The following is a 24,977-nucleotide window of genomic DNA, read 5'->3' as shown; positions in this document are numbered from 1 at the left end:
TTGCCTGGGCTTGGTGCGAAGAGAAAGGAAGATTCAGAAATGAGAAAGATGTTTGCATTATTTTTGTCATTGGCATTGGTACTCAGTCTGGCTGTCCCCGCCGCAAGTGCGAATGCTGCACCAGACAATCAAAACAGGAAGGATAATCTTCATGTTCAAGTCGTGCTGTTCGATGGATTCGATTTGCTCGACGCCTTGGCACCCTATGAAGTATTTACCGCTGCGGGTATGTATTCCGGTGACAACGTGACGGTCGAACTGGTGTCCGCAGAAGGCAAGCGTTCTGTTCCGAGCGGACTGGGTGGACCCTCTCTGGAAGCGAAATCCAAGCTGGACCCCCATCAACCGGGAATAATTGTGGTGCCTGGTGCTGCTGGCAAGCCGGCGGGAAATACTCCTGATACCATTCCGAACCTTCTTTGGAAGGCGAAGCAAACGTCCTTAACCAGTATGATTAAACAGGCAATGAACGATAAAGACGTTACGGTAGCAACGGTATGCGGAGGCTCCTTATTGCTTGCGATGGATGGACTGCTGAAAGACCGGCATGCCGTGACCAATCCGATTGGCATGGCTGCGTTAGGTGCAGCGGGTGCGATCCCGGTAGAGGCCAGAGTCGTTGAGGATGGACCACGCCTGGTCAGCGGCGGAGGCGTGACTTCGGGATTGGACGTAGCTCTATACTTGGTCGAACGCGAGTTGGGGCCGCAGATCGCTAACGCTGTAGAAAACTTATTCCAGTACGAGCAGCGCGGCACGGTATGGAAAGCCGAAGGCACGACGCCCATCGACTTTTTCAAGAATACAGCTGTAAAATGAGCAAACGCTGTTCCTTTAATAAGGTCTAAGATCGTCGTCTGAGCTGAAAATGTAGTTATGAACATCATAAGGCACCTCTAAAATGCCTCATGGGCATGCAAGAGGTGCCTTTTAGTTAACGTATCAGGATCATTTCGGTCGAGACGAGCTTCATCAGCAGGATAGAGGTAAGTTCGCACCGATACCCGGTAGCTTTTGTTATTGGGGTTGGTCGCTGCTAAGTTAGATCTGCTTCAGCTCGAGGTCGCGAGCAATTTCGGCAATAAGGCGGTCGAACCACGGCTTCCCCTGAGGAACCCATTTCCTGGCTGCTTGGGCATACCATGCGAGATGCAGGAAATGATAGATTTGCATAATGCCGATCGGGACGTAACGAACAGGATCAATACCCAGCGAATGTAATAAAGCTGCAGCATCCAGCGATACCGGCCCCCGAATCGGGCGCTGCCAGTCGAGGACCCGGTATCCGTCGTTTGTCACCAGCACATTTTCCGCTTTGAGGTCTGCATGAACATATCCTGAAGGTGAATGGAGTTCGGTAAGCAATGCCGGGGCTTGACTCCACTCGCGCAGTTTGTTGACCTTGCCGATGTCCACTTCCTTGAAGCTTCCTTCATGAATACATTCGGAAATATCATGAAGAGCACCCTCGATATATGCGGCCCATCCTTCTTCCGTACTGATGTCGAACATGACAGGCAAATCTCCATGGATCTGTGAGATCATGTCTATCAGATCATTGGCGATGCTGGCTGCCTCCGAATCTTTTAAAGGAATGTCCTGCAGCCGCGGCGCCTGGATTTCTTCCATTAGCATAGCCGTCATATTGTCCTTCGCATCGATCACGCGAACCGGCACCAGGAGCGGAGATTGGGCACGAGCATAAAATTGGGCTTCCAGCGTCGGCGGTGCCTGAACTTTATAAATGTAGCGGCCTCCCTGCTCCGTAACCATGCGCTGAACACACGATAATGGCCATTCATGGATGGTGATCCGTTGTGAGACCGAGCTTCCTAGATATTCTGCCAGTTCTTCGTCGTCGTGAAGCAGCAAGTTAAACGATGGATGACGATGCATAAGATCCTCCGTTCCTGTTCAGAATACACGGCTTTTTGGAAGAGGCATGCGCAAAGCCAATGGAATCTAATTCGTGATAGCGATCCGGTTATCCTCCTTGATCCATTCGACCTTTGCGCCCAATGACTCGCTGATGAAACGGAGCGGCAGGTAGGACGTCGCGCTTAGGTTAAATGGGGCGGTATCAAAGACAGACGCTTTCCCGTTGACCATAGTTGTTCCTTGGGGAAACTGGATTTTGATCGTGACGGCATCAGCTGCAGTAGTACCCGATTTTGAAATGGTGACCGTTTTACTGTTTACGTCCCAGTCCACTTTCGCTCCTAATTGTTCGAATACCGAACGGATCGGGACGAACGCTTGGGAATGACGGATGATCACGCCGTTGTTCAGCGCGACGGGCTGTCCGTTCAGTACTACGGTCACTGGGGGCTGCATCGGAACGGGCATATGATGCATGTACTCATAATCGCCGGTCCCTTGTTCTGCCAGCTTGTTGATCCCCCACCCCCACAACGCTCCCGTATTCGTCTGCATGATGATATGCCGTCCGCCAGCCGCCACTTCGCGAATATCCGAAGCGAGCAGGCTGAACTTGGCATTGGCTGGTAGCGATTCGCCGTCAAGCGAGGTCCCATATACTTTCCCATCATGGGTCAGTACGACCAATGAACGTTCCACCAGGAAGACTTCCTTGACATTACGGATTCCATTCAGCATAACAGGAGTCTTGTGCTCATGCAGCACGGTGCCATCAGAAACTCCCGTCAGCGTATTCCCCCAGAACCACAAGCGGTGCTGTCCATCAACAGCTGCGTTGGAGATGCGATTCGTCTTGATTAGCTGAATATCTTTAAGCGGGAGGATTGTCGGCGGTGTTACCGTCGCCCAACTTGCATTCCCCATAGCTGGAAAGACCTGTACCGTACCGTCCGCCAGCAACACGTAGTTTCCATTAATGGATTTCACATTGCCGGCCGTCTTCACTGGATTAATCGACTGCAAGTTCTCATCGCTTGACCATAGCGAACCGTCTTTTTTGAGAAACAGCAGCATCATCTTTCCTTGCGGCTCCGTGTAATAGGAAGAGATCGCAGAAATGTCCTTGAGCTTGTCAACGGCTGCAATCATATTCCAGTTCAGTTTACCTTCTTCGTTCCTCGGAATGGTATAGACGTTTCCACCTTGCTCTAATGCGATCAAAGCATTTCCTATGTCAAGGACTTGACATAATTGATGCAGCGAAGGAATTTCTTCCACGACCACCGTAGTCGCATTCTTATATTCCCAGTGCCACACGGACTGATCCTCCTTCACGACGAGTCCATTTTCAAACGAAGCGGCAACTTCATTTAGCCCGGGAACTTGCGTCGGAGCCGGATGATTCCCGCCCCATTCCCAATATGTGCCGTCCGCCTTAATCAGTGATTGAGCCTGAAAGTCCTTTATCCCGGCGGGCGTCGATGTTTCATCGGCAAAAGCAGGGAGGACAGCCGTCCCCGTCAGTGCTGCTCCCAAAACAATGCCTAGCATGGCCGTTCGTTTCAATATCATGAATTCGTCTCGCTCCTCTTAATTGTTTGGGTCTATACATGTCGTATTAGAAGACGTCTTGAGGATCATTTAGGTTACAACAATTGACGAATCCTTCATACAAATCAACTTAAACTGAAACGGCCATTAAACACGATAATAAACTTAAGATTCGGGCTCTTCTGCATCCCTCAAGGACTCTTTTGCCTGCACGGGTGCCCGGACGACCTGTACATTGGCATAGACGCTGCTACCTTTGTACTTCGCATAAATCCGGGTCATACCTGCCTTATGGCCAATCAGGTTTCCCTCCTCGTCCACTTCGGTGATGTCCGGTTGGTCGCTGCTGAACACGGCCAGCTTCGTGATATCTGTTTGCGTTTGTGTGCTGTAGTCATACAACAAGACCTTAATGTCCATTTGAGAGCCTTCCGAAACTGAATATTCACCCGAATCCAAACAAAGGCTGCCATCAACGGGATCAAATTCGTCCGTATCCTCTGCAACAACGATCACATTCAATTTGGCCGTAAAGCCTTCATAGGCTGCTTCTACATACGTTCGTCCCGGTTTATGGCCTGATATCCAGCCCAAACCATCGATATCTGCGATGGACTTGTCACCAGAGCTGTATTCAGCCGCACTGGACAAATCACTTTTTGTTCCGTCGGAATAAACGGCTTGCAGTACAGTTGGGGTGCTGTTCCCCGCTTTCAATTTCTTTTCATTCACCGCAAACGAGATGCCTGTCAGCAAACGCTCAGCAGGCTGTCCTTCCACCGGAGGAGACAGTTTCATCAATTGAAATTTTCTGACGTCTCCCCGCAAAATCGTTCCCGGAAAAATAAATCCGCCGTCCGGAGTTACCGCCGAAATTCCAACGTTGGCAATTGGAGGCCCTTTAAATAACTCCCTGCTGATCATTTCTCCATTCACATCGACACGAAGCGCGGCGTATTGGGTTTTCGACTCATTCAAGCTGTTCGTGGAACGGTGACTCCCAAGCATCGCGTAGCCTTCCTTTGTACGGACCAAATAAAGATACGATTCGGTATTTGTGCCGTCACGATACGTTTTTTCCCACTGTACCTGCCCGCTGAGATCAAACTTCGTAAGCAGCGTCACACCCTTATTGTCTATGCTTTTTCGGCTTAAAACCGCATAGCCCTCATCCTCCGCTGCAACGATCGAATAGGCAGTCCAGCCGCTTCGAGGATCGCCCCAAGGTTTCGCCCAAACCACGTTGCCTTGATCATCGATCTTCATGATCAGCAGTGCATCCTGCTCTTTTGATTCATATTCCACCTCGCCAGCGTGGCCAACCGCGATAAATCCGCCGTCTGTAGCTGGGATCAGGTCGTTTAGATAGTCACCGTTGCCTGTGAAACGGTATTTGTTGTACCACAGCTCGTTCCCCTTGTTATCCAGTTTTAAAATGTATCCTTGTTCATAGGCGAGCCAACTGATTATCCCTTCTCCGGCGATCACAAAGCAGCCATCATCCGTTTCGGTGACGTTTTTCGGAAAACTGTATATCCCATCGTCTTCATGAATTTTTTCCCACATTACATTGCCCGCTGAATCCAGCTTGATCGTGTACAATTGGTCATGAGGCTCGCCGTCCGACGTTGATGATCCTATGACGAAGTAGCCGCCTTCTTTCGTCTCAATAGCCCGGTAAGCCGTATTCCTCGTCATACCATGTTGGAGTCTGCGCTCCCACATCACCTGGCCGTTCCCATCAAGCTTCAATATGTAAGCTTTTTGATACGAATATCCTCCTGGCTCGTCAGCATCTTCAACCCCTCCTAGCGCTAAATAACCGCCGTCTGAAGTGGAAATCACGCTCTGTCCCTCAGAGTAGCTTCCGTAATCTTTGGACCACTCGACCGTCAGATGCGCTTCCTCAGCACCAACATGACCCATTCCAGGGAAAAGCCCAAACCATAGCAGCATAACGGCGATGCACCCCTTAAGCAATTGAGAGACAAATCTACCCACACGCAAGCTCCTTTCAGCAGATCCTAATTTTTGACGAGAATGTCAACATTCCCGATCATCATCATTATCTATTCGAGTCTTGGTGCAAGGATATCCCGCAAACATCACAAATCCATGTTACATTGGTACGATTTACCATCCATTACTTTAGTCAGTGACTCATCGCGGGTCATCGCATGATTCTGTTTTTTTCGGCAAAAAAGCCGCTTATTCAGCGGCTTCGATAAACTTGGTTTCTATAAAGAAATGCGGGATAAACCCGACGGAACTTACGATGTTTATAACGCGTTTAACGCATCCCTGACTGGGGTTTCGCCACTAATTATATCAAAAGCTTTACCAATCGTATGAGGATTTTCCAATGATGCTAGTATAGCCTCAGCCACATCTTCGCGGGGAATTTTTCCCCGATCTAGGTCAACCGCCGCACTGACCTTCCCCGTTCCGGGTTCATTGATCAGCCCTCCTGGGCGAACAATCGTATAATCCAGGCCGCTCTGCTCGAGCCAAATATCCGCATAATGCTTTGCGGCGCTGTAGTAAGGCGCACTCTCCATCCAAAGCTCGCGGTGATGGACCCCGATCGCGCTCACCATTATGAAGCGGCGCACCCCGGTTTGTTTGGCAGCCTCCATCGATTTGATTGCACCATCCAAATCAATCATCATCGTCTTATCGGCTCCTGTATGGCCGCCCGAGCCTGCAGTAAATACGACTGCATCTGCCCCCTCGGCAGCGCGGGCAATCTCATCGATACTTCCTTCCAGGTCAGCAAGCACCGCCTGCACGCCCTGCTCTTCAAATGCCGCTTTCTGCTCGTCGCTTCTCACCATCGCGATGGCATTGTGTCTGTTGGATTCCTGCAGCTTTCTTACAAGATGCCGGCCAATCTGGCCATTGGCTCCGATAATCAGTACGTTCATAATAAATCCTTCCTTTCTTCTATACTAATTATGGTTAGATAGGATTGTTTTTAACCCAGAAATATAATCTCACCTTTTTCTTTTTTCGCCCGAATCACAATTTTCCCCAAACAATGTTCCGGGTCCGCATAATTGCTCTCCGATTCATCGAAAGCGCCACTTAATAAGGTGAAGACTTCCGCTAATGTTGTGTCCTCTGACAGATAATACACCCTTGAAATCTCAGTGCTTTTAAACGCGTCAATGGTTCCGTCTATATCTTCTTTTCCGAACGCTTTGACTTCAATCTCTACCTTCATGACTACCTCCTAATAAGTTCCCGCCTTGCTTTCCATATTTGTTATGGATCAGGGCTATCTTTTGGTATAATCATCCTGAGGTGTTTAACGATGGATGGAAAAAGATTTGTACTGATCATGGTCATTGTTTTAGTGGTGATTGGCGGCTTTTTTATCGCATTTATGCAGCTTTTGAGTTCAATAGGCAAAATCTGACTGGACCTGCAGATAGATGTGTTTGAACCCGTTCCATCATCGCGGGCTAACTGTACACAAGATCGGCCAGCACTCCCTCCGCAGCTGCCGCTAAGTCCTGCCCACTTAGAAAAATTTGCAGCCCCCGTCTTCCTCCGCTAATGCTGACGACTTCCATGGAGCTCACGGATGTATTCATATACAGCGGATACTTCTTTTTCATGCCCAGTGGAGACACGCCGCCCCGAATATACCCTGTTAAGGATTGAATGTCTTTCACAGGCACCATCTCCACTTTTTTATTGCCGCTTGCAGCGGCCAGACTTTTCAGATTCAGTTCCCGGTCGCCTGGAATACAAGCAGCGATGACTCCTGTCTTATCCCCTTTTAAAATGAGCGTCTTGAACAGCTGGCCGGGCTCCAGCCCTACTTTCGCGGCTACCGTTGCCGCATCCAGCTGATTTTCGTCCCATTCATATTCGTGCAGCGAATACTTGATTTGAAGCGTGTCGAGTATTCGGCAGGCATTCGTCTTGGCTGACAATTTTCTTCACCTTTCCTTTGCAATGACGATTCGTTACATAACTGGCAGTTGAGTAGCTCCGTACTATTTTATCATGGTAACGGACGTCCGGAAAAATTTCATAATCGCTGCCAATAGAAAAACAACCTGAACCATGGTCAGGTTGTTTTCTGTCTTTTCATCGAACCAGCTAACACGATCGCGATTAAAAAATGCTGTCTGGAACGTAATAAATTTTCTGGGTATTCTGCTTACTGTCGGGATTGGTTACGATATTAAAATAAACGTTCCCGTTTTTGTTTTGTACGCCCTCGATTTCATGTTTTCCCACGTTGGTGATTTTCACCAGGCTCTTATAAGCTCCTGTGTTAGACATCATAGCAATCTGCGGGGTGTTTCCTTCAGCGCCGCCAGACGTATAAATTTCCGTTTTGCCAAGCAGGTCGGCACCTTGGAAGGAACCGTTCGGTCTCACGATGGCACTGCCCGACTGGGTAAAGCTGGATACACACGCTGCCTTCGCCGCCGCACTATCCAGACGGACCTGCTCGTTGCTGTCCAGCAGCTTGTTCAGTTTAACCGTATCATAAACGGACCAGGTGACCTTTCCTTGTTTCGTTTGAACGCGGAAAAAGGTATATGTGCTGTTTCCGCCGCCGTCAACACGGTACGTGTCGCCTAGTCTTGTGCCCTTTTTGTTGGCGTAATTCATATACGTGAACCGGTGAAGGTCCGTATAATCCAAGGTCTTGCCGGCCGAATATTGAAGTCTCGCGACCTGGAGCGACCAATAATTGCTTGTGGAAGGATCGGCTTTTGAGCTGAAGTAGAAATAGTTGATCCCTTTGTAGGTATACATATCAAGCGTTTGCCCGTGACCGGCATTGGTGATCTTCATTTCATCCTTGTATGTAGCGGTATTACCGTTGATAACCAGTCTTGATAGATAGACCGTCCCTTTGGACCGCTGGGTAACATATACGTATTTCGAAGCAATATAAGCTTTCTGAACCGCCAGTTTATGATGAAGTCCTTTAAGGTTGTATGCCAGTTTCGCCGAAGCGTTGACGGTTTTTCCCGGCGATGCCGCAAAGGCGGTCAGACTCGACATCCCAAAGAGCAGGATGGAAAGAGCAACGAAGCAGAATAATTTAAAATGCTTGTTCCTTGAGATCAATGACTGAAATGAATACATCATGTTGATACCTCCATTGAGAGTTATTAGCATTATGCTAATAGAAATAACTGGCTATGAAAACCGTTTTTCAAAGAATTAGGACTATATACTCACATGACTTGCCCATATTTGGGATGATCCGAATTCCTAAGGCTGCGAAACAATCCTCCCAATCTATCGAAAAAACGAAAATTTACAAAAATATAAAAGCGCCATATAGGCGCTTCTCTCGCGTGATCCGGTCAAATCGGTATGCAAAAATACCTTAGTCGAGCTTCATTTGCCGGGCCAAGGTGGAAGGGATCTCCTCTTTGTCCACGATCACGTCAATCACAAAAGGCTTATTGAGCTGCAGTGCCTGTTTAAAAACATCCGTAAATTCGCTGAGCGTCGTGCACCGCGCGCTGTCCGCTCCCATTGAAGCCGCATACGCTGCGGCATCCAAAGGCTGCTTGAAGACCGTGCCGTCGGTTCTTCCGGTAAACTCGCGCATCCCTTTTAATGCCATATCCAGCTGTCCGTTATTGATGACGATAAAAATAACCGGAAGCTGCTCGGCGACGCAGGTCGAGATTTCGGAGCCCAGCATAAATAAACAGCCGTCTCCCGTCAAGCAAATGACGTTCTGGTCCCGATCGGCAAATTTTGTACCAATCGCCATCCCGATCGCATTGGCCATGGAAGCAAAATAGGAATCGAAGAAAAATGTGACGCCCGGCTTTACATCCAGCCAACGGACCGCATGGTACCCATGTGCGCCATCATCGGCAAAAACCGTGGTTCGCTCAGGAATGATATCCCCTACCGCCTGGCAGACTTCCGCGACCGAAAGGGACTGAAGCTCGGGCAGCGGATCATGATACCGCTCACCAACCCGCACGTCATCACTCACGTTTTCATTCGGATACAGGCGCAGCAGCTCCTCGAGATTCGTTGTAATATCGCCGAACACATGCGTATGCTCAGCCTGGATAATCCCGCCCATAAATTCATAAGAGATATCGAACTGAATGATCTTTTGCGGGAAATAAGAACGGTCCAAGCCCGCCAGTGCGGTATCGCTCAACCGCGATCCCATCACCAGCATCAGGTCGACGCCCGACTCCAGCAGGTGCTTGGCTTTTTGGTGTCCGCCCAGACCAAAAGGTCCGTAATATTGTGGATGCATCGAATGGATGCTCCCCTTGCCACCGGGAGTTGTGACGACGGGAACCTGAAACTGCGCGGCGAACCTGGCGAGGGGCTCCTGAGCTCCGGAGAGGACGACCCCTTTTCCTGCCAGAATGACCGGGTTTCGGGCGGCTCGCACCTGATTCACCACATCCGTAAGATTGGTTGCGGCATAGTTTAGACGGCTTGACGGAATATGGATATTCGTCTCGGCTACCGGCGAAATCATCACATCAAACGGGATGCACAGATGCACCGGACCTTTGCGTCCGGTCATGGCTTCGCGAAGCGAATGATTAAGAATCGCCGGGAAGGTATCGGCGCGGGAAACCATCGTGCTGAACAGCGTAACGGGTTTCATAATTTCCGCCAAATCGATGCCGAATAACGAGGAATCCTGGCATTGCGGGATCCCTGTTTCCGCCGCCGACTGATGTCCCGTGATGAAGAGAACGGGAAGGCAGTTCATTTTCGCATGCGCTGCGGCAGTGACCAGATTGGTCCCTCCCGGTCCTGAAGTTCCGACGACCACCCCCAGCTTTTTCCCCGCAAAAGCATAACCTCCGGCTGCAAAACCCGCCCCGCTTTCATGCCTTCCCAGAATAAATTCGATTCCCTGGTTGCCAAATTCCAGAATCACAGGGGCAACGGATTTGCCCGGAATTCCGAAAGCATGCTGAATATCCAGACTGACCAGCGTTTCAACTAAGAGCTCTACGACATTTTTCACACAGGACACTCCTTTAAAATGCCTGACAAAGGTAATCGGATATTGAATTCCGTTCCTGCACCCAATCTGGAATCGACGGTGATCTCTCCGTTATGGTTGTTAATAATGCGGTAGGATACGGATAGACCCAATCCCGTTCCGTTCTCTTTGGTCGTAAAAAAAGGATTCTGTATTTTTGTGAGGTTTTCAGGACTAATACCGCTGCCATTGTCAGAAATAGTGATGGTTAGATGTTTGTTTTGTATGGTAGATTTTAAGGTTACGGCTTCTTTAGGCTGGGACGCTTCAACGGCATTTTGTAAAATATTGATCAGCACCTGCTTAATTTGCGAAGCATCGGCATACAGGATGTCCTGGTCACCGGTATGGTAATCCCGGATAAACCGGATATCGTGCAGCGCGGCCTGTCCTTCCATAAAATCCAGCACGCTGTCAAGAAACAGATTGATTTCGATCGGCTTGACGATTGGAAAAGAAGGCTTGGACATCGTGACAAAATCCGACACAAGATTTTTGACGCGCACCAGCTCCTCGTGTACAAAACCCAAATAACGGGTCGTGTCCGGGTCCAGCGGCCGCTCACGGATAATTTGCACAAAGCCCATGATGGAGGTTAGTGGGTTGCGGATTTCATGGGCTAAACCGGCGGCCAGCTTGCCGATGGCCGACAGCTTTTCGCTGACGATGATCTGCTGCTCCAGCAAATAACGTTCGGTAATATCCCGCAGCTGCGCATAGGCGCCTTGAATGATCCCATTTTCAAATATCGGAATGATGTCGGCAAGGCAAACCGTGTGTGTCCCGCCAGCGTGAAAATGAACCTCGATTCCCCGCTGCCGCTGTCCGTTAGCGATCGTTTGCAAAAAAAGCGGTCCGAGCTCCGTAATTTGATAGGAGGACTGTCCGACGGAAATATAATCGGGGATGATGTTTAGGGCGACGTGGTTGAAATCGACTACAATTCCGGAGCGGTCAGCCAAAAGAATTCCGGTATCCAAATTGTCGACCATGAGATGGTGCAGATCCAGCTGCCGCTGGTTTGTTTTCCTGAGCTTCAGCTCCCTTCCCATAGATTCCGCCATATTCACAAGCATGGCGAGCTGGTAATTGCTGAAATCAACGATGCTTGTCATCAGGGAGATCGTTCCTTCGCGCAATCCATGATTTCCAGGAACCGAAAAAGGGACGCTGTGGCAGGCCGATTCGTGCAGAACAAGATGATAATGATCCGTCCCTACCGTTTGAAACGGAATTTTGTTCTCCAGCGTGATCAGCGTCGCACATATCCCCACCTCTCTCTCAATCAGCAAGCTCCCTTCTTTAATATTCAGCTGTGAAAGTTGTTCTCTAATAATCCGATCACCGAAGGAATCAATTACCAAACCTTTGTCATCCGTGACGAGGAATGAAACCATTTGCCCGTTTAGTAATTGAATCGTGTTCTCTCCAAATCCCTTGGTAACCTCCAGAATGTCGGCATATAGCCGCTTCTGTCTCTGTAGATGTTCTTCGGACACGGTTGTCAAGGGTGAGGGAACATCTGTTGGCTGCATTCCATAAGCGATGCAACGTCGTCGAACCTCGGCGAGGTAATTGTTTTCCATGTGGTCGAACCCCCAAATTACGACTGTACTTCCTATATCTTATAGTAAATCTGGCTCAAGGAATATAAATATTTTGGGGATTAGGCAATATTTTCAAAGTTGATGTCGAACCAACAAAGAGGCCGTACCCAGGTCTACGGACTCAGGGACAGCCTCTTCATGGTGCCAAAGATAATCACAAATCATTTAATCATACATGGATTCAAATCACTGATTTCAAATGGCTTCTTCAACCGAAATCGCTCCGACCGAAGAGGAAAGCGTAATCACCGGGCCCCCGCCGTTGAAATCGGTAGAACCGCTCGATACACCGGAAATAGTTCCGAGTTCGCTCTGAACCTTCAAGGTGCAAGACAAGGAAGTTGCAAGTGCCGCTTGGACTCCGCCTACATCGGTACCTACCTGAAGTGTGCTGTCCTTCTCCATTTCCTGGATGTCCACACGGACGCTTCCGGCATCCGATTGGATTTTGGATTTCCCTGCAACATGCGCTCCTTCAACGGTTATACGACCCACACTATTTTCAACCTGATACGATCCGTTCAGGTTTTTCATCGTGATGCCGCCGACATCGTTAACAATTTCATAACCGGTGATCTGATCCGGCACGTTGACGACATACTCGATGAACAACTCGGATTTCCCGAAACGGGACTCTGCCCAATCCCATAAATCTCGTTTGGGATCTCCCTTTGCATGTGTCACGATTTCCATCGAGCCGTTTTTATCAACAATGGAGGATTCCGCTTGCTCGGCAATATTGCGGTGAGTTTGATCATTTACAAACCAGATGGTGGTCTCCACGGTGATCTTATTTCCTGTACCCTGTACGAGAGTGATATTCCCTGCTTTATGGTGAATTTGTACCGATGAATCCGCCCCAACTTCCTGTTCGGCAGTAAGCTGAATGCTGTCACCCTTGCTTTTGATGCTTTCTTCGATACCGCTCACTTTATCCATGACCGTTGTTCCGGCAGTCATTGCCGTTTCGTGCGCCCCCTGCTTGAGCTTTTGTGCAGCATCCTCCACGGTTCCGCAGCCTGCGAGCAGCATGACGGCAAGTACGGCGGTCGTCCCTGTGATTATGTTTTTCATTTGTACCCCCAGTTTCTTCCTGTTTGGTTATGTATAATCTTAATTATAAGGAAAATCGCATGGAGCACACCTATCAAAAGGCCAGAGTGATTACTGGACCTTAGTCGAGGATAACGGAATGGACGAGAAGCCCATCAGCCTGCTGCGTATAGATATGAACGTCTTCACGACAAAAAAACAGCCCGGATCGTTCCAGGCTGTCGTTCAGTATGCTAATGACCCATTCAGCTTTTAGACGGAAGCTGTTTTTCGCTGTTTTTGCCAAAGCCGGACTCATACACCGTAAAAAAGGAAATGTTCGAAGTTTGCACCTGATGCTCATTCAATTCTACCCATTCCTCGCTCTTCAGCCTGGAAATTACACCGCTGACGTCATCGGATATAATATTGAGTGCTTCTCCGCCGACAAAATGAATCGTAATACTGGTCTCGCTCATCGCTCCCACCTCCCATTCATTTCCTATTGGCATAGTATGGCCCAGGCTGTTACTTCTTATTTACACAAATCAGAAGGAAGGAAATCGGATGGAGGTACGCCGATTCTGTCGATTACAGAGTGTTGCCATGACGCGCTTCTCTATGATATGAAACTATTTAAACAAGTCAGGATACATTTCTTTAGCCAGCTTTTCCATCCCGTCGATCGTATTGTAGCCATAGCCAAACATATAGTTGTAGTCCACCGCATAGATTTGCTTGTTTTTGATCGCCTTCATGCTGGACAATTTGGGATTTGCATAAAGCGCCTCTTTGAGCTTATCCTGGGTCGTGCCGCCCGTCGTGCTCCAGTCCGGGATGATGAGTACATCGGGGTCTGCCTGAATCAGCATTTCGACGCTGACCTCGCCCGTTTCATTTTTAAAGACGTTGTCCAGTTTGACCATTTTGAACGCATCATTAAAAAATGTTTCTTGTTGGGCTGCGTATACGCTCACTTCCTTCGGATCGCTCATATGGAGATAGGCGAATGTTTTCTCCGCTTGGATACCCGCTAGTTTGGAAGCGATGCCTTCCTGCTTCCCCTTCAGCTCCTGGATGAACGACTCGGCCTTATCTCGTACGTTAAAAATTTCACCTAGATGTTCAATATCTTTATAAATCGAATCATAGGTTCCCCCGGTCACGGACGATTCCAGAACATAGGTTTTGATTCCCATGCCGTTCAAGGTGTCCACCGTACCGACTCCCCAATCGGCGTTATCGAATAAGCCGCCCCGTCCGTAAACCAGGTCAGGATTGGTCCCCAGCGTAACCTCTTTGCCGACGTACTCGTCGCTCAGGATATTCAGTTTGTTATATTCCGATTCGACCGCTGGATCCGGTGCCCCGAAATTTGCGCCGACCCCGGCGATTTTGTCGCCAAGTCCAAGGTGAAGCAGCAGTTCCGCTGCCGGCCGGGTATTGGCCATGATGCGTTCTGGCGCCTTATCGAATACCTGCTCTTTTTTCTCCCAGGTCGTTCCGCCTTCCGCCTTCGTGAAATTTTCGATCGTTACCGGATAGTGGCTGGCAGCCTGGGCGTCCGGTTCACTGGTTTTCGCCGCATTTCCGCAGGCGCTGAGCACCATCATTGCCGCAATCCCGGCAGTCAGCAGCAGATGTTTTTTCACTTGTCTTCCTCCCCTTTTATAGACCATAAGCAAATCCCAACCCGTTCGTAACCGGATTTATATATGTCTTACACTTAATCTGGTACAGCGCTTCAATGTTCTCCGGCGTCAGCACCTCTTCAGGCGTGCCATGCGCATATACCTCGCCATGCTTCATGGCATAGAGATAATCGCAGTAATGAGCGGCCATTTCCAAATCGTGAAGCGCGGCCAGCACCCCGATATCCAACCCCTTTACACAAGTCAAAATTTCGAGCTGGTACCGAATGTCGAGATGATTCGTCGGTTCATCCAAAATCATGAATTTGGGCTGCTGCGCGATCGTCCGCGCCAAAATGACCCTCTGCTTTTCCCCGCCGGACAACGACAAATAGCTTCGCTCTTTATAATCCAGCAAATTCGTTCTCGCCAAAGCTTCTTCCACAATCGCCATATCTTCCGCTTTGTCGGATTCCAGCAGCTTCTTGTGCGGTGTTCTGCCCAGCATGACCATCTGCTGGACCGTTAAATCAAAATTCATCTCATTGAACTGGCCAACGACGCCAAGCCGCTGCGAAACTTTCTTTTCGTTCGTTTTCAGCACATTCAGTTCGTCTAAATAAACGGTCCCTTTCTGCGGAACCAGGCTTTTGTATATGCTTTTCAACAGTGTGGATTTCCCGCATCCGTTTGGACCGATCAGGCCAACGAACTGCCGGTTTTTGACCTGGATCGAAACGTTCTTCACGATATCTTTTTTGCCGATCCGGACTTGCATTTCCTTTGCGGTCAACTCCATGTCTCACCCTCCGAAATTGTAGCCTTTTTTCACGATCATATAGATAAACAGCGGCGAGCCGATCACCGATGTAATGATCCCGATGGGCAGTTCCACATTATGAATCAGCGTTCTGGATAAAATATCCGACCAGATCAGGAACAATCCACCCAGCAGCAGCGTTCCTGCCGTCAGCCGCTTATGATCCGCGCCAAAGATCCCCCTGCCGATATGGGGAATGATTAAACCGACAAAACCGATCATGCCTGCATAAGCGACCATCGTGCCGGTAATAAGCGCCGCGGCAATCATATAAAACTTGCGGTAGGCACTCAAGTTAATCCCGAGCGTAATGGCTGACTCGTCCCCGAGCAGCATCGTATTGAGCACACGGTGCTGTAATAGGAACAAGGCGCAGCCGAGCAGTACAACCGCGGCAATGATTGGCGTTTTATCCCAGCTGGAGGAAGCCAGACTGCCCATGGACCAAAACGTGACAGTCTTGATGCCCTCCGCGTTGTTGGCAAAATAAATGACCAGGCTGGAAAAGGAACTGCACAAGGCACCGATGACGACGCCGGATAAGACGAGCTTTACCGATGTCGCTTTACCTCCGATGCTGGATAACACCAGCACGGCAATCGACGTGACCATGGCCCCGGCAAAAGCCCCGAAGGCAACGCCGAACTGGGACAGCAGCGCACCGCTGCCGAATCCGACCAGGATTGCAAAGGTTGCTCCCAGGGATGCGCCAGACGAAATGCCGAGAATATACGGGTCAGCGAGCGGATTTTGCACGACCGCCTGCATGATCGTTCCGCATAAGGAGAGCCCCATGCCGATCAAAAGGGCAAATATGACGCGAGGCATCCGGACTTGCAAAATAATGTTGACGTAGGAGTCGCTCTCGACATGGCTCATCGATCCCCATTTGCCGTTGGTCAAGGCATGCACGATGATCTCCCACGCCTGCCTGAAAGGAATATGTACCTGTCCAATCGATACGGAAAAGACAGCGGATAACGCGATTAGAATCATCAAGATCAAAATCACTGCATAATAGCCGCTTCCCAACCTAGTCGTTGTTCCTTCCTTCGTATTCAAGAATTCACCTCCTATCGATGCGTACCGATGTCTGTGTATGTAATGATAATGATTATCATTATCGAATATATTAAGGCATATTCTTCCGCATGACAATCCCTAGTTGAAAAAAATAAGTTACAAAGAGCGTCATGGAGCGCAAAAAAGCTGGCTCCGTTAAATATTCGGCGCCAGCTCAGGCAAGCAGTATTTGGTATCGAACCGTATATGTACAGCATCATACTTATAAACGTCTCACTAGTCCCTCATGCCGCACATTCCAGGTTCCATTACCCGGAAATCCCGGTGCATGGGAGTCAGGACAGCCGATCCAGCCGGCAGCCATCAAAGCTACGGCGGAGAGCAGTCCACCGTTGCCCGGAAGATAGCAGAGCAGATTATCCCGCTGGTAGTTATGGCCATTGACAAGATAGCTGTTTTTGACCTGTTCCATCATCAGCATGTCGACGGCCAGTCCCGGTTCGCCGAGCCTTGCCGCGGTCATGGCTGCCATCGGAAAATCCCATCCCCACGATGTTTCCCATTTCCAGTCATCACGGACACGGTAAAGCGTCCGAAGCATCGTTTCCCTGTCGACAAGCTTACCCGGTAATATGCCGCAAGCACCAAGCATCGACGGATGGTCGATATTCGCCTTCTCGAACGTATCCGAGATCAGTTCGTGAGCTTCATATACACCATTGAAGGCATGAGGCTTCGACAATTTGGCACGGACATGCTCCCACTGCGGTTCAGGCGGGAAACCAAGCCGGCGCCTCCACTCCAGGGCGATGCCGAGCCCATGGAACCAATATTCCAACTCAAACGTCGGATTCATCGTCCCATCGCCTCGATGGTTCTCCTGTGCCGGGATGACGGGCGGGCCCAGCACGAAGCGGCCGCCTTCCTGCTCCCATACAGCGTAGGATGCCATAAACCGGGCGCTTTCCATCACGATGTCCCGGTATCGCTCAAGCGTACGATGGGTCGGCTCCGCCTGATAACAGAGTTCGGCCAGGTCGATCGGGTGCGGCTGCTGCCAAATGAGCAGCGCACCGACATTGGATGGGCTCTGATCGCCTTCCGGACCGACCATTTTCGGCCACCGTGCCCCTTCATACCCTTGCGATGCCGCAAGAGCTCGAGCCTTGGGGAGGATTCGGCTGTACCAATCCATGCTTTTGCGGAGCAGATCGATCCTTCCCCACTGCGCAAAATGAGCGGCATGCCACCAGTGCATCTCCAGGTGGAATTTGCCGAACCAGCTGTTATACATCAGCCCGGTTTCCTGCGGAGGAAGCGAACCTGCGGAATGAAGAGCGGTCAAAAACTGCGACAGCACAATGCGCCGCTCGAGTTCTGTGGCCCGGGGATCGCGGCTGTCCGCAAGTTCCAGTGCGCCTCCACGCTGCCAGAAGCCTGCCCAGTGACGCCTCGAAGCATCGATGGTCGCGTCGAACTCTTCGCAGGCTTGCGGTTCATGGGGCGATACGCTGACGGCAAACTCAAACCGGCTCAGCGAAGGGTCTGGTATGATACGGAACGTGTGCGGTCTCTCCTCGACCAGATCCCCTGCGGTCCAAGCCAAGCGAACGTGGTAGGTATCCTCATCCATGCTCCTCTCGATTTGCGCTCCCTGACGGGTCGCACTCCGGCATATCGATCCATGCAGATCGGAGTCTTCCCAATTCAAACCGATACTGCTCCCCCAGCCGCGGGCTTGCGGATGGGGGGCCGGGAAGCGGATGATGATGGACAACCGTCCCTCTGAGATCAGCGGTGATTCGATCCGGATGCCGATCTGATCGGAGGCCGGGTGACAGGCCGTCACGACTTGGACGACCTCTCCCCCTGCACAGAATCGGCTCGTAATGATGCCGTGCCACAGGTCGAGTATCTGCTCAATGTCCTGGAGCTCATCGAGACCGATCCGATCTCCGTCCGGCGAGCGCAGGTTGAGCCCGAAAACGCCAAGCTGCACGCGATGCGGGTTTTGCCTCAGCCAATGAAAGGCTTCCTCTTGTCCGGCCGCATTCGTGGGATAGCCTACATCTCTCCCATGCGTGTCGAATGGCTCCAGCCGAAGCTGCTCCAGCGTGTGAACGTTTCGGCCACCAGTGGAATGCCAGCTCCAATGCGATTGCGTTCCCAGCGGAAAGACATACTCGTCCGGGTAGCTTTGCATGCCGGTGACGTCTACCGTATATGCCATTTCTCCGTTACCGACCGAGAGCGGTGCCATTTTCTCTGGTTGGCGCAGGACGGGATTATGCCGGGAGACAAGCTTTTTGCGTTCGATCGGATGCATGCACGTACCTCCTCGTTATTTTTGATATTGTTTCACTTTGTCGTACCAGGTCTGTGCCCGCTTCGTCACTTCGTCCCCGCCGGATTTTTTCCACTTATCCACGAATTCGTCGAACTTGTCAATCGGCCACTCGCCGATCACGATCTTGGACAGGTATTCCTGGAACAGCTTATGGGATTGAATGTCAGGGTATCCTTCGTAGACGGACACCGGCATGCCGTCGCCCGCAATGCGCCGCGCATCCGCGGTCGCCGTTGCAAAGATATCCTTGAGCATCTGCACGCGGTCCGCCGGGAAGGTTTGCTCGATGCGGACATCCATGCTTTCCTTCGTGTTGTAGTTCAGCATGCCGAGGCCGATCGTGCGGTTATCGTCTGCAGGCAGCAATTGCTTCTTCCCGTCGACGACCTCATGCTGGATTCCTTCGATGCCGAACTGGACAAAATCCGCATTTGACGGATCATAGAAGAAATCGAGCAGCTTCAGAGAAGCTTCCGCTTTATCCTCGGACACTTTCGGAATGAGCCACTCCGGTTCACCAACGCTTTTCTGCGTAACGAAGCCTTTAAATCCTTCCACGGTCGGCATCGGCATGCCCTTGATATTCACATCAGGCGCAAGTTTCTCAATCGCATCGAGCCGGCTGTTCAAATTCGCGGGAAGATGGTACCAGCTGCCGACCAGATTGTTGTTGATCTTCGCCGTCCATATTTCTCCTTTGTTCAAGAAGGTCTCGTTGTCGAGCAGTTTTTTCTCATATAACTCCCGGATAAATTGGATGGCCGCTTTCATATTTTCGGTTACGCCTGCGTATTGCAGCTTGCCGTCATAGATATCCCACTCGGGCTTTCCTTCCCACATGGCGACGCCGTACATGCCGAACAAGTGGTCCATCCATGTTCCAAATTCCCGCCCCGTCGTCGGCAGCTCATCTTTGGTGCCGTTGCCATTGGGATCCCCGTTCAGGAACGCGGTCAACACGTTCACATAGTCATCCTTGGTTTTGGGCATTTGAAGCCCCAGCTTGTCGAGCCAGTCCTGCCGGATCATCGGCGCACGCTCGGGTATCATGTAAATTTTCGGGACATAGTAAATCTTTCCGTCATCGGTTGCGGAGCGCACGATATTCCACGCCTCCTCCGGAATGCGTTCCCAAACGTGTGGCGCATACTTCGGCAGCAGATCGTCCAGCGCCAGCGCCCCGCCCTGGGAAATGAGCGTTTGCTCCACACCGCCTACCGGACGCATAATGTCAGGCAAATCACCGGATGCGATCATGACGTTCATGCTTTCGACGGGATCGCCGCCGGAAGAGGTTGTGACCAGGTTGTACTGCACGCCGGTTTTTTCCGCGATATACTTTACATGAGGATCATCGCTTTTGGGCAGCTTACCCTTTCCAAGGTGGGTTTTGTATACGTTTACAACAATGTATGGAGAATCTTGATCCCCGGCGCCCGAAGACCCCTCCCCCGTTTTACCGCCGCTGCATCCGGCAATCACTGCCGTACCGGTCACCACGCTCAGCAGCAACCGCAGGCTTTTAGCCCATGCTTTCATTTCGATCTCTCCTTTTCGCTGTCATGATTGATTTGAACTCGTCCCGGCAGCCTGCTGAGGCTATAGGCTCTACTCTTTCAAGGAGCCGAGCATTGCGCCCTTCACAAAATACTTCTGCAGAAACGGGTATGCCAAAATAATCGGCGTCGCGGCAAAAATAATCGTAGCTGCCTTCAGCGTTGTCGTGTTGTATCCGATGTTACCCAGCATGTCGGCGACTTCTAGCGTCTCAGGTGTCATGATATATTCCCTGAGCTTAACCTGCAGCGGATGCAGGTCCGAGTCGCGGATAAACAGAATCGCCCGCTGAAAGGTATTCCAGTACCCTACGGCGTAAAACAGGCTGACGGTTGCGAGCACCGGCTTAGATAAAGGCATATAGATTTGGAACAATACGCGAAAATCGTGGCAGCCGTCGATCTGCGCCGAGTCCTCGAGCTCTGTAGGAATGCCCATGAAGAAGGTCCGGATAATGACCATATTGAATGTACCGATCGCGCCGGGCAGGATCAGCGACCAAATCGAATCCAGAAGGCCGAGTGATTTGACCGTCATGTAGAATGGAATCAGCGGTGCGTTGAAAATCATCGTAATGACGATCCCGAACATGACATGCTTGCGAATAAGAAACTTGGCGTGTGCCAGCGGATACGCGGTAAGTACGGACAGCAGCACGCTGAGGAACGTCCCCACGACGGTAATAAACACGGTGATGCCAAACGACTGCCATAAATCCTGCCTGTGCAGGATATAGATCCACGAATCGGCCGTCCATTCGACCGGGAGGAGAAACACTTTTTTGGAGTCTGCGGCAACCGGCGAGCTCAGCGAAACCGCCAGCATTTGCAGGAGCGGAGCAATCATCGTAAAAGCCGCTGCCGTTAGCACAACATAGTTGACGACGGTAAACAGTTTTTGACTCAGCGTTGTTTTCATCACCATAACCCCTGCTCTGTTTTTCTGGCTAACCTGTTAAAAATCCACAGCAATATAAATCCGATGATCGATTGGAACAAACCGATCGTCGTCGTCATGCTGTACTGCCCTTGCAGGACACCGGCACGGTAAACGTATGTCTCGATAATATCCCCGACCGAATAGGTCATCGGTGTCAGCAAGTTAAAGATTTGCTCGAAGCCGAGTTCGAGAAAGTTGCCGATCCGAAGCAGAAACAGAACCGTAATGGTCGGCAGCAGCGAAGGCAGCGTGATGAACAGCGTTTGTTTCCATCTGCTGGCGCCATCCACGACCGCTGCTTCATATAGATTCGGGTTGATCCCTGCCAGCGCGGCAAGATAGATGATGGTTCCCCATCCGACCTCTTTCCAAATGCCGGAGATGACCACGATCGAGCGGAACATTTTCTCCTGCTGCATGAACAACACTGGCTCATAGCCAAACCAGCCCCGAACGACGTTGACGATACCGCCTGTCGCTAGCAGTTCAAACACGATGCCGCCAACAACGACCCAGGATAAAAAGTGAGGCAGATAAAAAAGGCTTTGGTACGTCCGCTTCATGACCATGCTGCGAATTTCGTTGAATAGCAGCGCCAGCACGATCGGAGCCGGAAATCCGAACACGAGCTGATACAAGGCGATCAGCGCCGTATTGCGCAGCACTTTCCAAAAATCAGGATAGGAAAATATGAATTTGAAATTGTCCAGGCCGACCCATGGACTCGCCCAAATCCCCTTCATGATCTGGTAATCCTGAAAGGTGATAATGCTCCCGGCAAGCGGAACGTATTTAAATATGATGTAGAACAAAATGCCGGGCAAAATCATGAGATACAGCATCCAATGCTTCCTAACGTTTTTCAAATAACGGTTCCCTGATTCCCGCTGCCGGTTTGCCTGGCGGGGCATCTCATGAGAATAAGCCATCCCCTTATCGACCGCCTTTCTTCCGAAATGAAACTTGCGATAGCGCGCTTCTAAATCATACGGTCCCCTGCAGGCTTCCGGCAATGAATCATTCGGTTTTGGCATGAGCAGATAAAGAAAATCCACCCATATGAACGTTTCGCTCATCGGATGGAGAATTGGTTGATTGCCCGCTCAGACGGGAAACTTATTATATTTCTTGTGCTCACGGTATTTTCCGGGGGTAATGTCCTTCAGTTTGCGGAATACCCGAATAAAACTGTTCTCATGCTGATACCCGACCATTCGGGCGATTTCTGATAGCTTGTAATCCGTTTCGATTAGCAACTCGCCGGCACGCTCGACACGCAGCCTTGTAAGATAATCGTGAATGGTTTCGCCCATCTCCTGTTTGAACAATTGGCTGGCCAGGCTTACGCTGATCGGAACGGAAGCGGCGATTTCCTGCACGCCGATATTTCCGTCCAAATGGCGGTTCATGAAATCGACCATCTGCTGGACCATCATGAATTCTTTGCTGCCGCTTAAACTTCGGAAGTGGTCCGCAAGACGGCAGGCCTCCCTTTCCAGCAAAAGAAGGATTTCGCTGAGATCCAGCGTCTCGAGCTCCAGCGCAACCTCCGCCTCATCCCATCCTGTGCCGGATTTTATACCATCCAATTTGAACAGACCCTTCCGGATCGTCGCCAAAAATGCCAGCGCTTCGGAAGGTGAAGGCTCCTGGTTGCCCAGGTGCTCGCCAAGTCGTCCGATAATTCGGAGCACCTGCTCCGTTGAACCCGACTGCACCGCTTCAAGCAGATTCGCCGTTTGGGCCGCATCCTGGATCGGTTCCGCCGAATGTCCGGACATCTCGATTTCCCTGTACGGAATGACTGTGCAGTAGCCGAGGTAGAGACGGTAACTGACGGCAGACTGTGCCTCATAAAACGCAAGCCTCAGCTTCAGAATGTCATCGAATGGCAGGCTGACACCAATCGATATGTCCGTTCGCAGCATCCCCTGCACCATGCGTGTGGCGTCGCTAAGTCGATGCAGGAGATCAGGCTCCTGCCCCTCACGGCCGGATGCGTGCTGCACCAGCAGGGCTAGTTTATCTCTTCCGAGGTCAAGATTCACACTGCGGTAGGCGTTCGCAAGCAGTTCCTCCACAATATTCAGCATGGCGTATTTATACAAAAAACGGTCGTTGTCCGAAACGTTCTCCGCCCACGCCTTATACCGGTCGATCGAAATGACGATGACCCGCAGAGGAGCATCGGTCCATTCCTGAAAGTATTGGCGCCAGCGGGATTCGATTTCCCGCTTTCCGGACAAGTTGCCCATCACCACGTCCTGCACAAATTTGGAGGCGGCTTCCGTTTTCGTCTGCCGGATCTGCCGGGACAGCTCTTCATGCGACGTTAGCAGCCGGGACGTGATGCTTTCCAGCTTCCCGAAATCCGCTCCGTCCTCGCTCCGTTCATAATCCGCCAGAAGCTTTCTCATTCTGCGAATCGGCCGGAACGAAACGGCGTGGATATGAAAAATAAGCCAGGCGCCGAGCACAAGTGTAACGAAAGAAACGAGAAGAACGACCGTTCGGATCGTTTTCGATTTGGCCAGCACCTGATCCTGGGGCACGATGGAGACGTAATTCCACTGTGTGATCGGCGACGGATTGTAGGTCAGCAGCAGCCGCCTGCCTTCATGTTTGAAATCACCATACAGCTTATCGTCTAGACGGCCGATCGTTTGATGGATCGCCTGCTCGTCAATCAGATGGCTTCCAAGCGCGTAGACGAGATTTCCGTTTTTGTCCAGGATGTATTGGGAGTTGCTAATCGGCGAGACGCTGTTGAGGTGCATCTGCGAAAACAGCACGGAGCTATTGAAGTTCATGGCGATCAGCCCTCGGGTCTTCCCCTGAATCACGATTTTACGGAAATAAGTCAGCTGGCTTCGCCCCTCATGATCCGAAGAAGCGGACAGCTGTCTTGATTTCACCAGCATGGGCTGTTCCTTCAGCTCCTTTTCGACTCCGATCCAATCCGAGTCCGGAAATGTGCTGAACCTGGAGCTGTATCCCTGCGGATACGCAATGAAGCTGCGGGTGTCCATATTATATATGTATACGCTTTCTAAATAGGGCAGATTGACGACGATCGATTTCAAGTAATCGGTCAGCTGTTTTATGTCACGCTGGGTCGCCTGCGCTTCCTCCGTTAAATACCAGTACACCCCGTTGTTGAGCGCCAGCTTGATCGCACTGCTGTCCGTGTCCTGGATGTAGCCTTCGATAAAGTTCATTTTATCGCTCAGAAGTTGATGATGCATCTCGCTTAGTTCACTTTGCAGCACCGATTTGGATGTGTAATACGAGGTCAGGCTGACCGCCAGTATGATTACAAAAACCGCAATCGTAAGGACAAAAACCAGCCTGGCCTGCGTCGTCGACAGCAGCGTCTTTGCCCAATTGGATAGCTTCGTCATCGTTGCACATGCCTCCCGACTAACTGAATGTTCTCCTAATGTTACCACATACACCCCGAATTCAATGATATGAAATTGGAATTGCAGCAGATTTTTTGTAACCGCCATCATTTCGGTAAGGCAAAGCAGACTCCGTAATCCCATTGGTAGATAGCTGGCTGCTCTAAATTTCATGC

The 24,977-nt window shown here is 50.7% G+C and carries 20 protein-coding genes; 1 reads left to right on the top strand and 19 read right to left on the bottom strand.

The window, feature by feature from the left end:
- Window positions 1-39: 39 nt before the first annotated feature.
- Window positions 40-819 (top strand): DJ-1/PfpI family protein, encoded by a 780-nt coding sequence (locus ABID47_RS31580; RefSeq protein ID WP_354502954.1) that lies wholly within the window; start codon window positions 40-42, stop codon window positions 817-819.
- A 222-nt stretch (window positions 820-1,041) separates the two neighbouring features.
- Here the strand turns inward: ABID47_RS31580 and ABID47_RS31575 are convergent, their stop codons facing one another.
- The 19 genes from ABID47_RS31575 to ABID47_RS31485 form a co-directional block, all read right to left on the bottom strand.
- Window positions 1,042-1,896, bottom strand: coding sequence for a phosphotransferase (locus tag ABID47_RS31575; RefSeq protein WP_354502952.1), 855 nt, complete (start codon window positions 1,894-1,896; stop codon window positions 1,042-1,044).
- A gap of 66 nt (window positions 1,897-1,962) precedes the next feature.
- The gene (locus tag ABID47_RS31570) at window positions 1,963-3,450 is read right to left on the bottom strand and encodes a stalk domain-containing protein (RefSeq protein ID WP_354502950.1); all 1,488 of its coding nucleotides are present in this window, start codon (window positions 3,448-3,450) and stop codon (window positions 1,963-1,965) included.
- Window positions 3,451-3,594: 144 nt separating this feature from the next.
- Window positions 3,595-5,031, bottom strand: coding sequence for a hypothetical protein (locus ABID47_RS31565; RefSeq protein ID WP_354502948.1), 1,437 nt, complete (start codon window positions 5,029-5,031; stop codon window positions 3,595-3,597).
- 677 nt (window positions 5,032-5,708) lie between these two features.
- A complete protein-coding gene (locus tag ABID47_RS31560) occupies window positions 5,709-6,353 on the bottom strand; it encodes an SDR family oxidoreductase (RefSeq protein WP_354502946.1) in 645 nt (214 codons plus the stop codon).
- 50 nt (window positions 6,354-6,403) lie between these two features.
- Window positions 6,404-6,652 (bottom strand): hypothetical protein, encoded by a 249-nt coding sequence (locus ABID47_RS31555; RefSeq protein WP_354502944.1) that lies wholly within the window; start codon window positions 6,650-6,652, stop codon window positions 6,404-6,406.
- Window positions 6,653-6,893: 241 nt separating this feature from the next.
- The gene (ybaK, locus tag ABID47_RS31550; protein ID WP_152404442.1) at window positions 6,894-7,370 is read right to left on the bottom strand and encodes a Cys-tRNA(Pro) deacylase; all 477 of its coding nucleotides are present in this window, start codon (window positions 7,368-7,370) and stop codon (window positions 6,894-6,896) included.
- Between the two features lie 184 nt (window positions 7,371-7,554).
- On the bottom strand, window positions 7,555-8,544 hold the full coding sequence (locus ABID47_RS31545) for a phage baseplate protein (RefSeq protein ID WP_354503119.1): 990 nt from the start codon (window positions 8,542-8,544) through the stop codon (window positions 7,555-7,557).
- A 247-nt stretch (window positions 8,545-8,791) separates the two neighbouring features.
- Entirely contained in the window at window positions 8,792-10,426 is a 1,635-nt protein-coding gene (locus ABID47_RS31540) for a thiamine pyrophosphate-binding protein (protein WP_354502943.1), read from the bottom strand.
- Window positions 10,423-11,736 (bottom strand): two-component system sensor histidine kinase NtrB, encoded by a 1,314-nt coding sequence (locus tag ABID47_RS31535; RefSeq protein WP_354502942.1) that lies wholly within the window; start codon window positions 11,734-11,736, stop codon window positions 10,423-10,425. Before ABID47_RS31535 ends, ABID47_RS31540 begins: the two co-directional genes overlap by 4 nt.
- 510 nt (window positions 11,737-12,246) lie before the next feature.
- A complete protein-coding gene (locus tag ABID47_RS31530) occupies window positions 12,247-13,125 on the bottom strand; it encodes a hypothetical protein (protein WP_354502940.1) in 879 nt (292 codons plus the stop codon).
- 224 nt (window positions 13,126-13,349) lie between these two features.
- The gene (locus ABID47_RS31525; protein ID WP_076165586.1) at window positions 13,350-13,562 is read right to left on the bottom strand and encodes a hypothetical protein; all 213 of its coding nucleotides are present in this window, start codon (window positions 13,560-13,562) and stop codon (window positions 13,350-13,352) included.
- 153 nt (window positions 13,563-13,715) lie between these two features.
- Window positions 13,716-14,735 (bottom strand): ABC transporter substrate-binding protein, encoded by a 1,020-nt coding sequence (locus tag ABID47_RS31520; protein ID WP_354502938.1) that lies wholly within the window; start codon window positions 14,733-14,735, stop codon window positions 13,716-13,718.
- A gap of 16 nt (window positions 14,736-14,751) precedes the next feature.
- A complete protein-coding gene (locus ABID47_RS31515; protein WP_354502936.1) occupies window positions 14,752-15,513 on the bottom strand; it encodes an ABC transporter ATP-binding protein in 762 nt (253 codons plus the stop codon).
- A gap of 3 nt (window positions 15,514-15,516) precedes the next feature.
- Window positions 15,517-16,596 carry a FecCD family ABC transporter permease gene (locus tag ABID47_RS31510; protein ID WP_354502934.1) on the bottom strand — a complete coding sequence of 360 codons (1,080 nt, stop codon included), beginning with the start codon at window positions 16,594-16,596 and terminating at the stop codon, window positions 15,517-15,519.
- A gap of 223 nt (window positions 16,597-16,819) precedes the next feature.
- Complete coding sequence (locus ABID47_RS31505; RefSeq protein WP_354502932.1) at window positions 16,820-18,883, bottom strand: glycoside hydrolase family 65; 2,064 nt, start codon at window positions 18,881-18,883, stop codon at window positions 16,820-16,822.
- A gap of 15 nt (window positions 18,884-18,898) precedes the next feature.
- Entirely contained in the window at window positions 18,899-20,443 is a 1,545-nt protein-coding gene (locus tag ABID47_RS31500) for an extracellular solute-binding protein (protein WP_354502930.1), read from the bottom strand.
- Between the two features lie 69 nt (window positions 20,444-20,512).
- Window positions 20,513-21,379 carry a carbohydrate ABC transporter permease gene (locus ABID47_RS31495; RefSeq protein ID WP_354502928.1) on the bottom strand — a complete coding sequence of 289 codons (867 nt, stop codon included), beginning with the start codon at window positions 21,377-21,379 and terminating at the stop codon, window positions 20,513-20,515.
- A complete protein-coding gene (locus tag ABID47_RS31490) occupies window positions 21,379-22,311 on the bottom strand; it encodes an ABC transporter permease (protein WP_354503117.1) in 933 nt (310 codons plus the stop codon). Before ABID47_RS31490 ends, ABID47_RS31495 begins: the two co-directional genes overlap by 1 nt.
- A gap of 192 nt (window positions 22,312-22,503) precedes the next feature.
- Window positions 22,504-24,801, bottom strand: coding sequence for a helix-turn-helix domain-containing protein (locus ABID47_RS31485; protein WP_354502926.1), 2,298 nt, complete (start codon window positions 24,799-24,801; stop codon window positions 22,504-22,506).
- Between the last annotated feature and the right edge of the window lie 176 nt (window positions 24,802-24,977).

This window comes from Paenibacillus favisporus, from assembly GCF_040545415.1.
GTDB classification, from domain to species: domain Bacteria; phylum Bacillota; class Bacilli; order Paenibacillales; family Paenibacillaceae; genus Paenibacillus_AQ; species Paenibacillus_AQ favisporus.
This window is presented reverse-complemented; position numbering and strand designations above follow the sequence as displayed.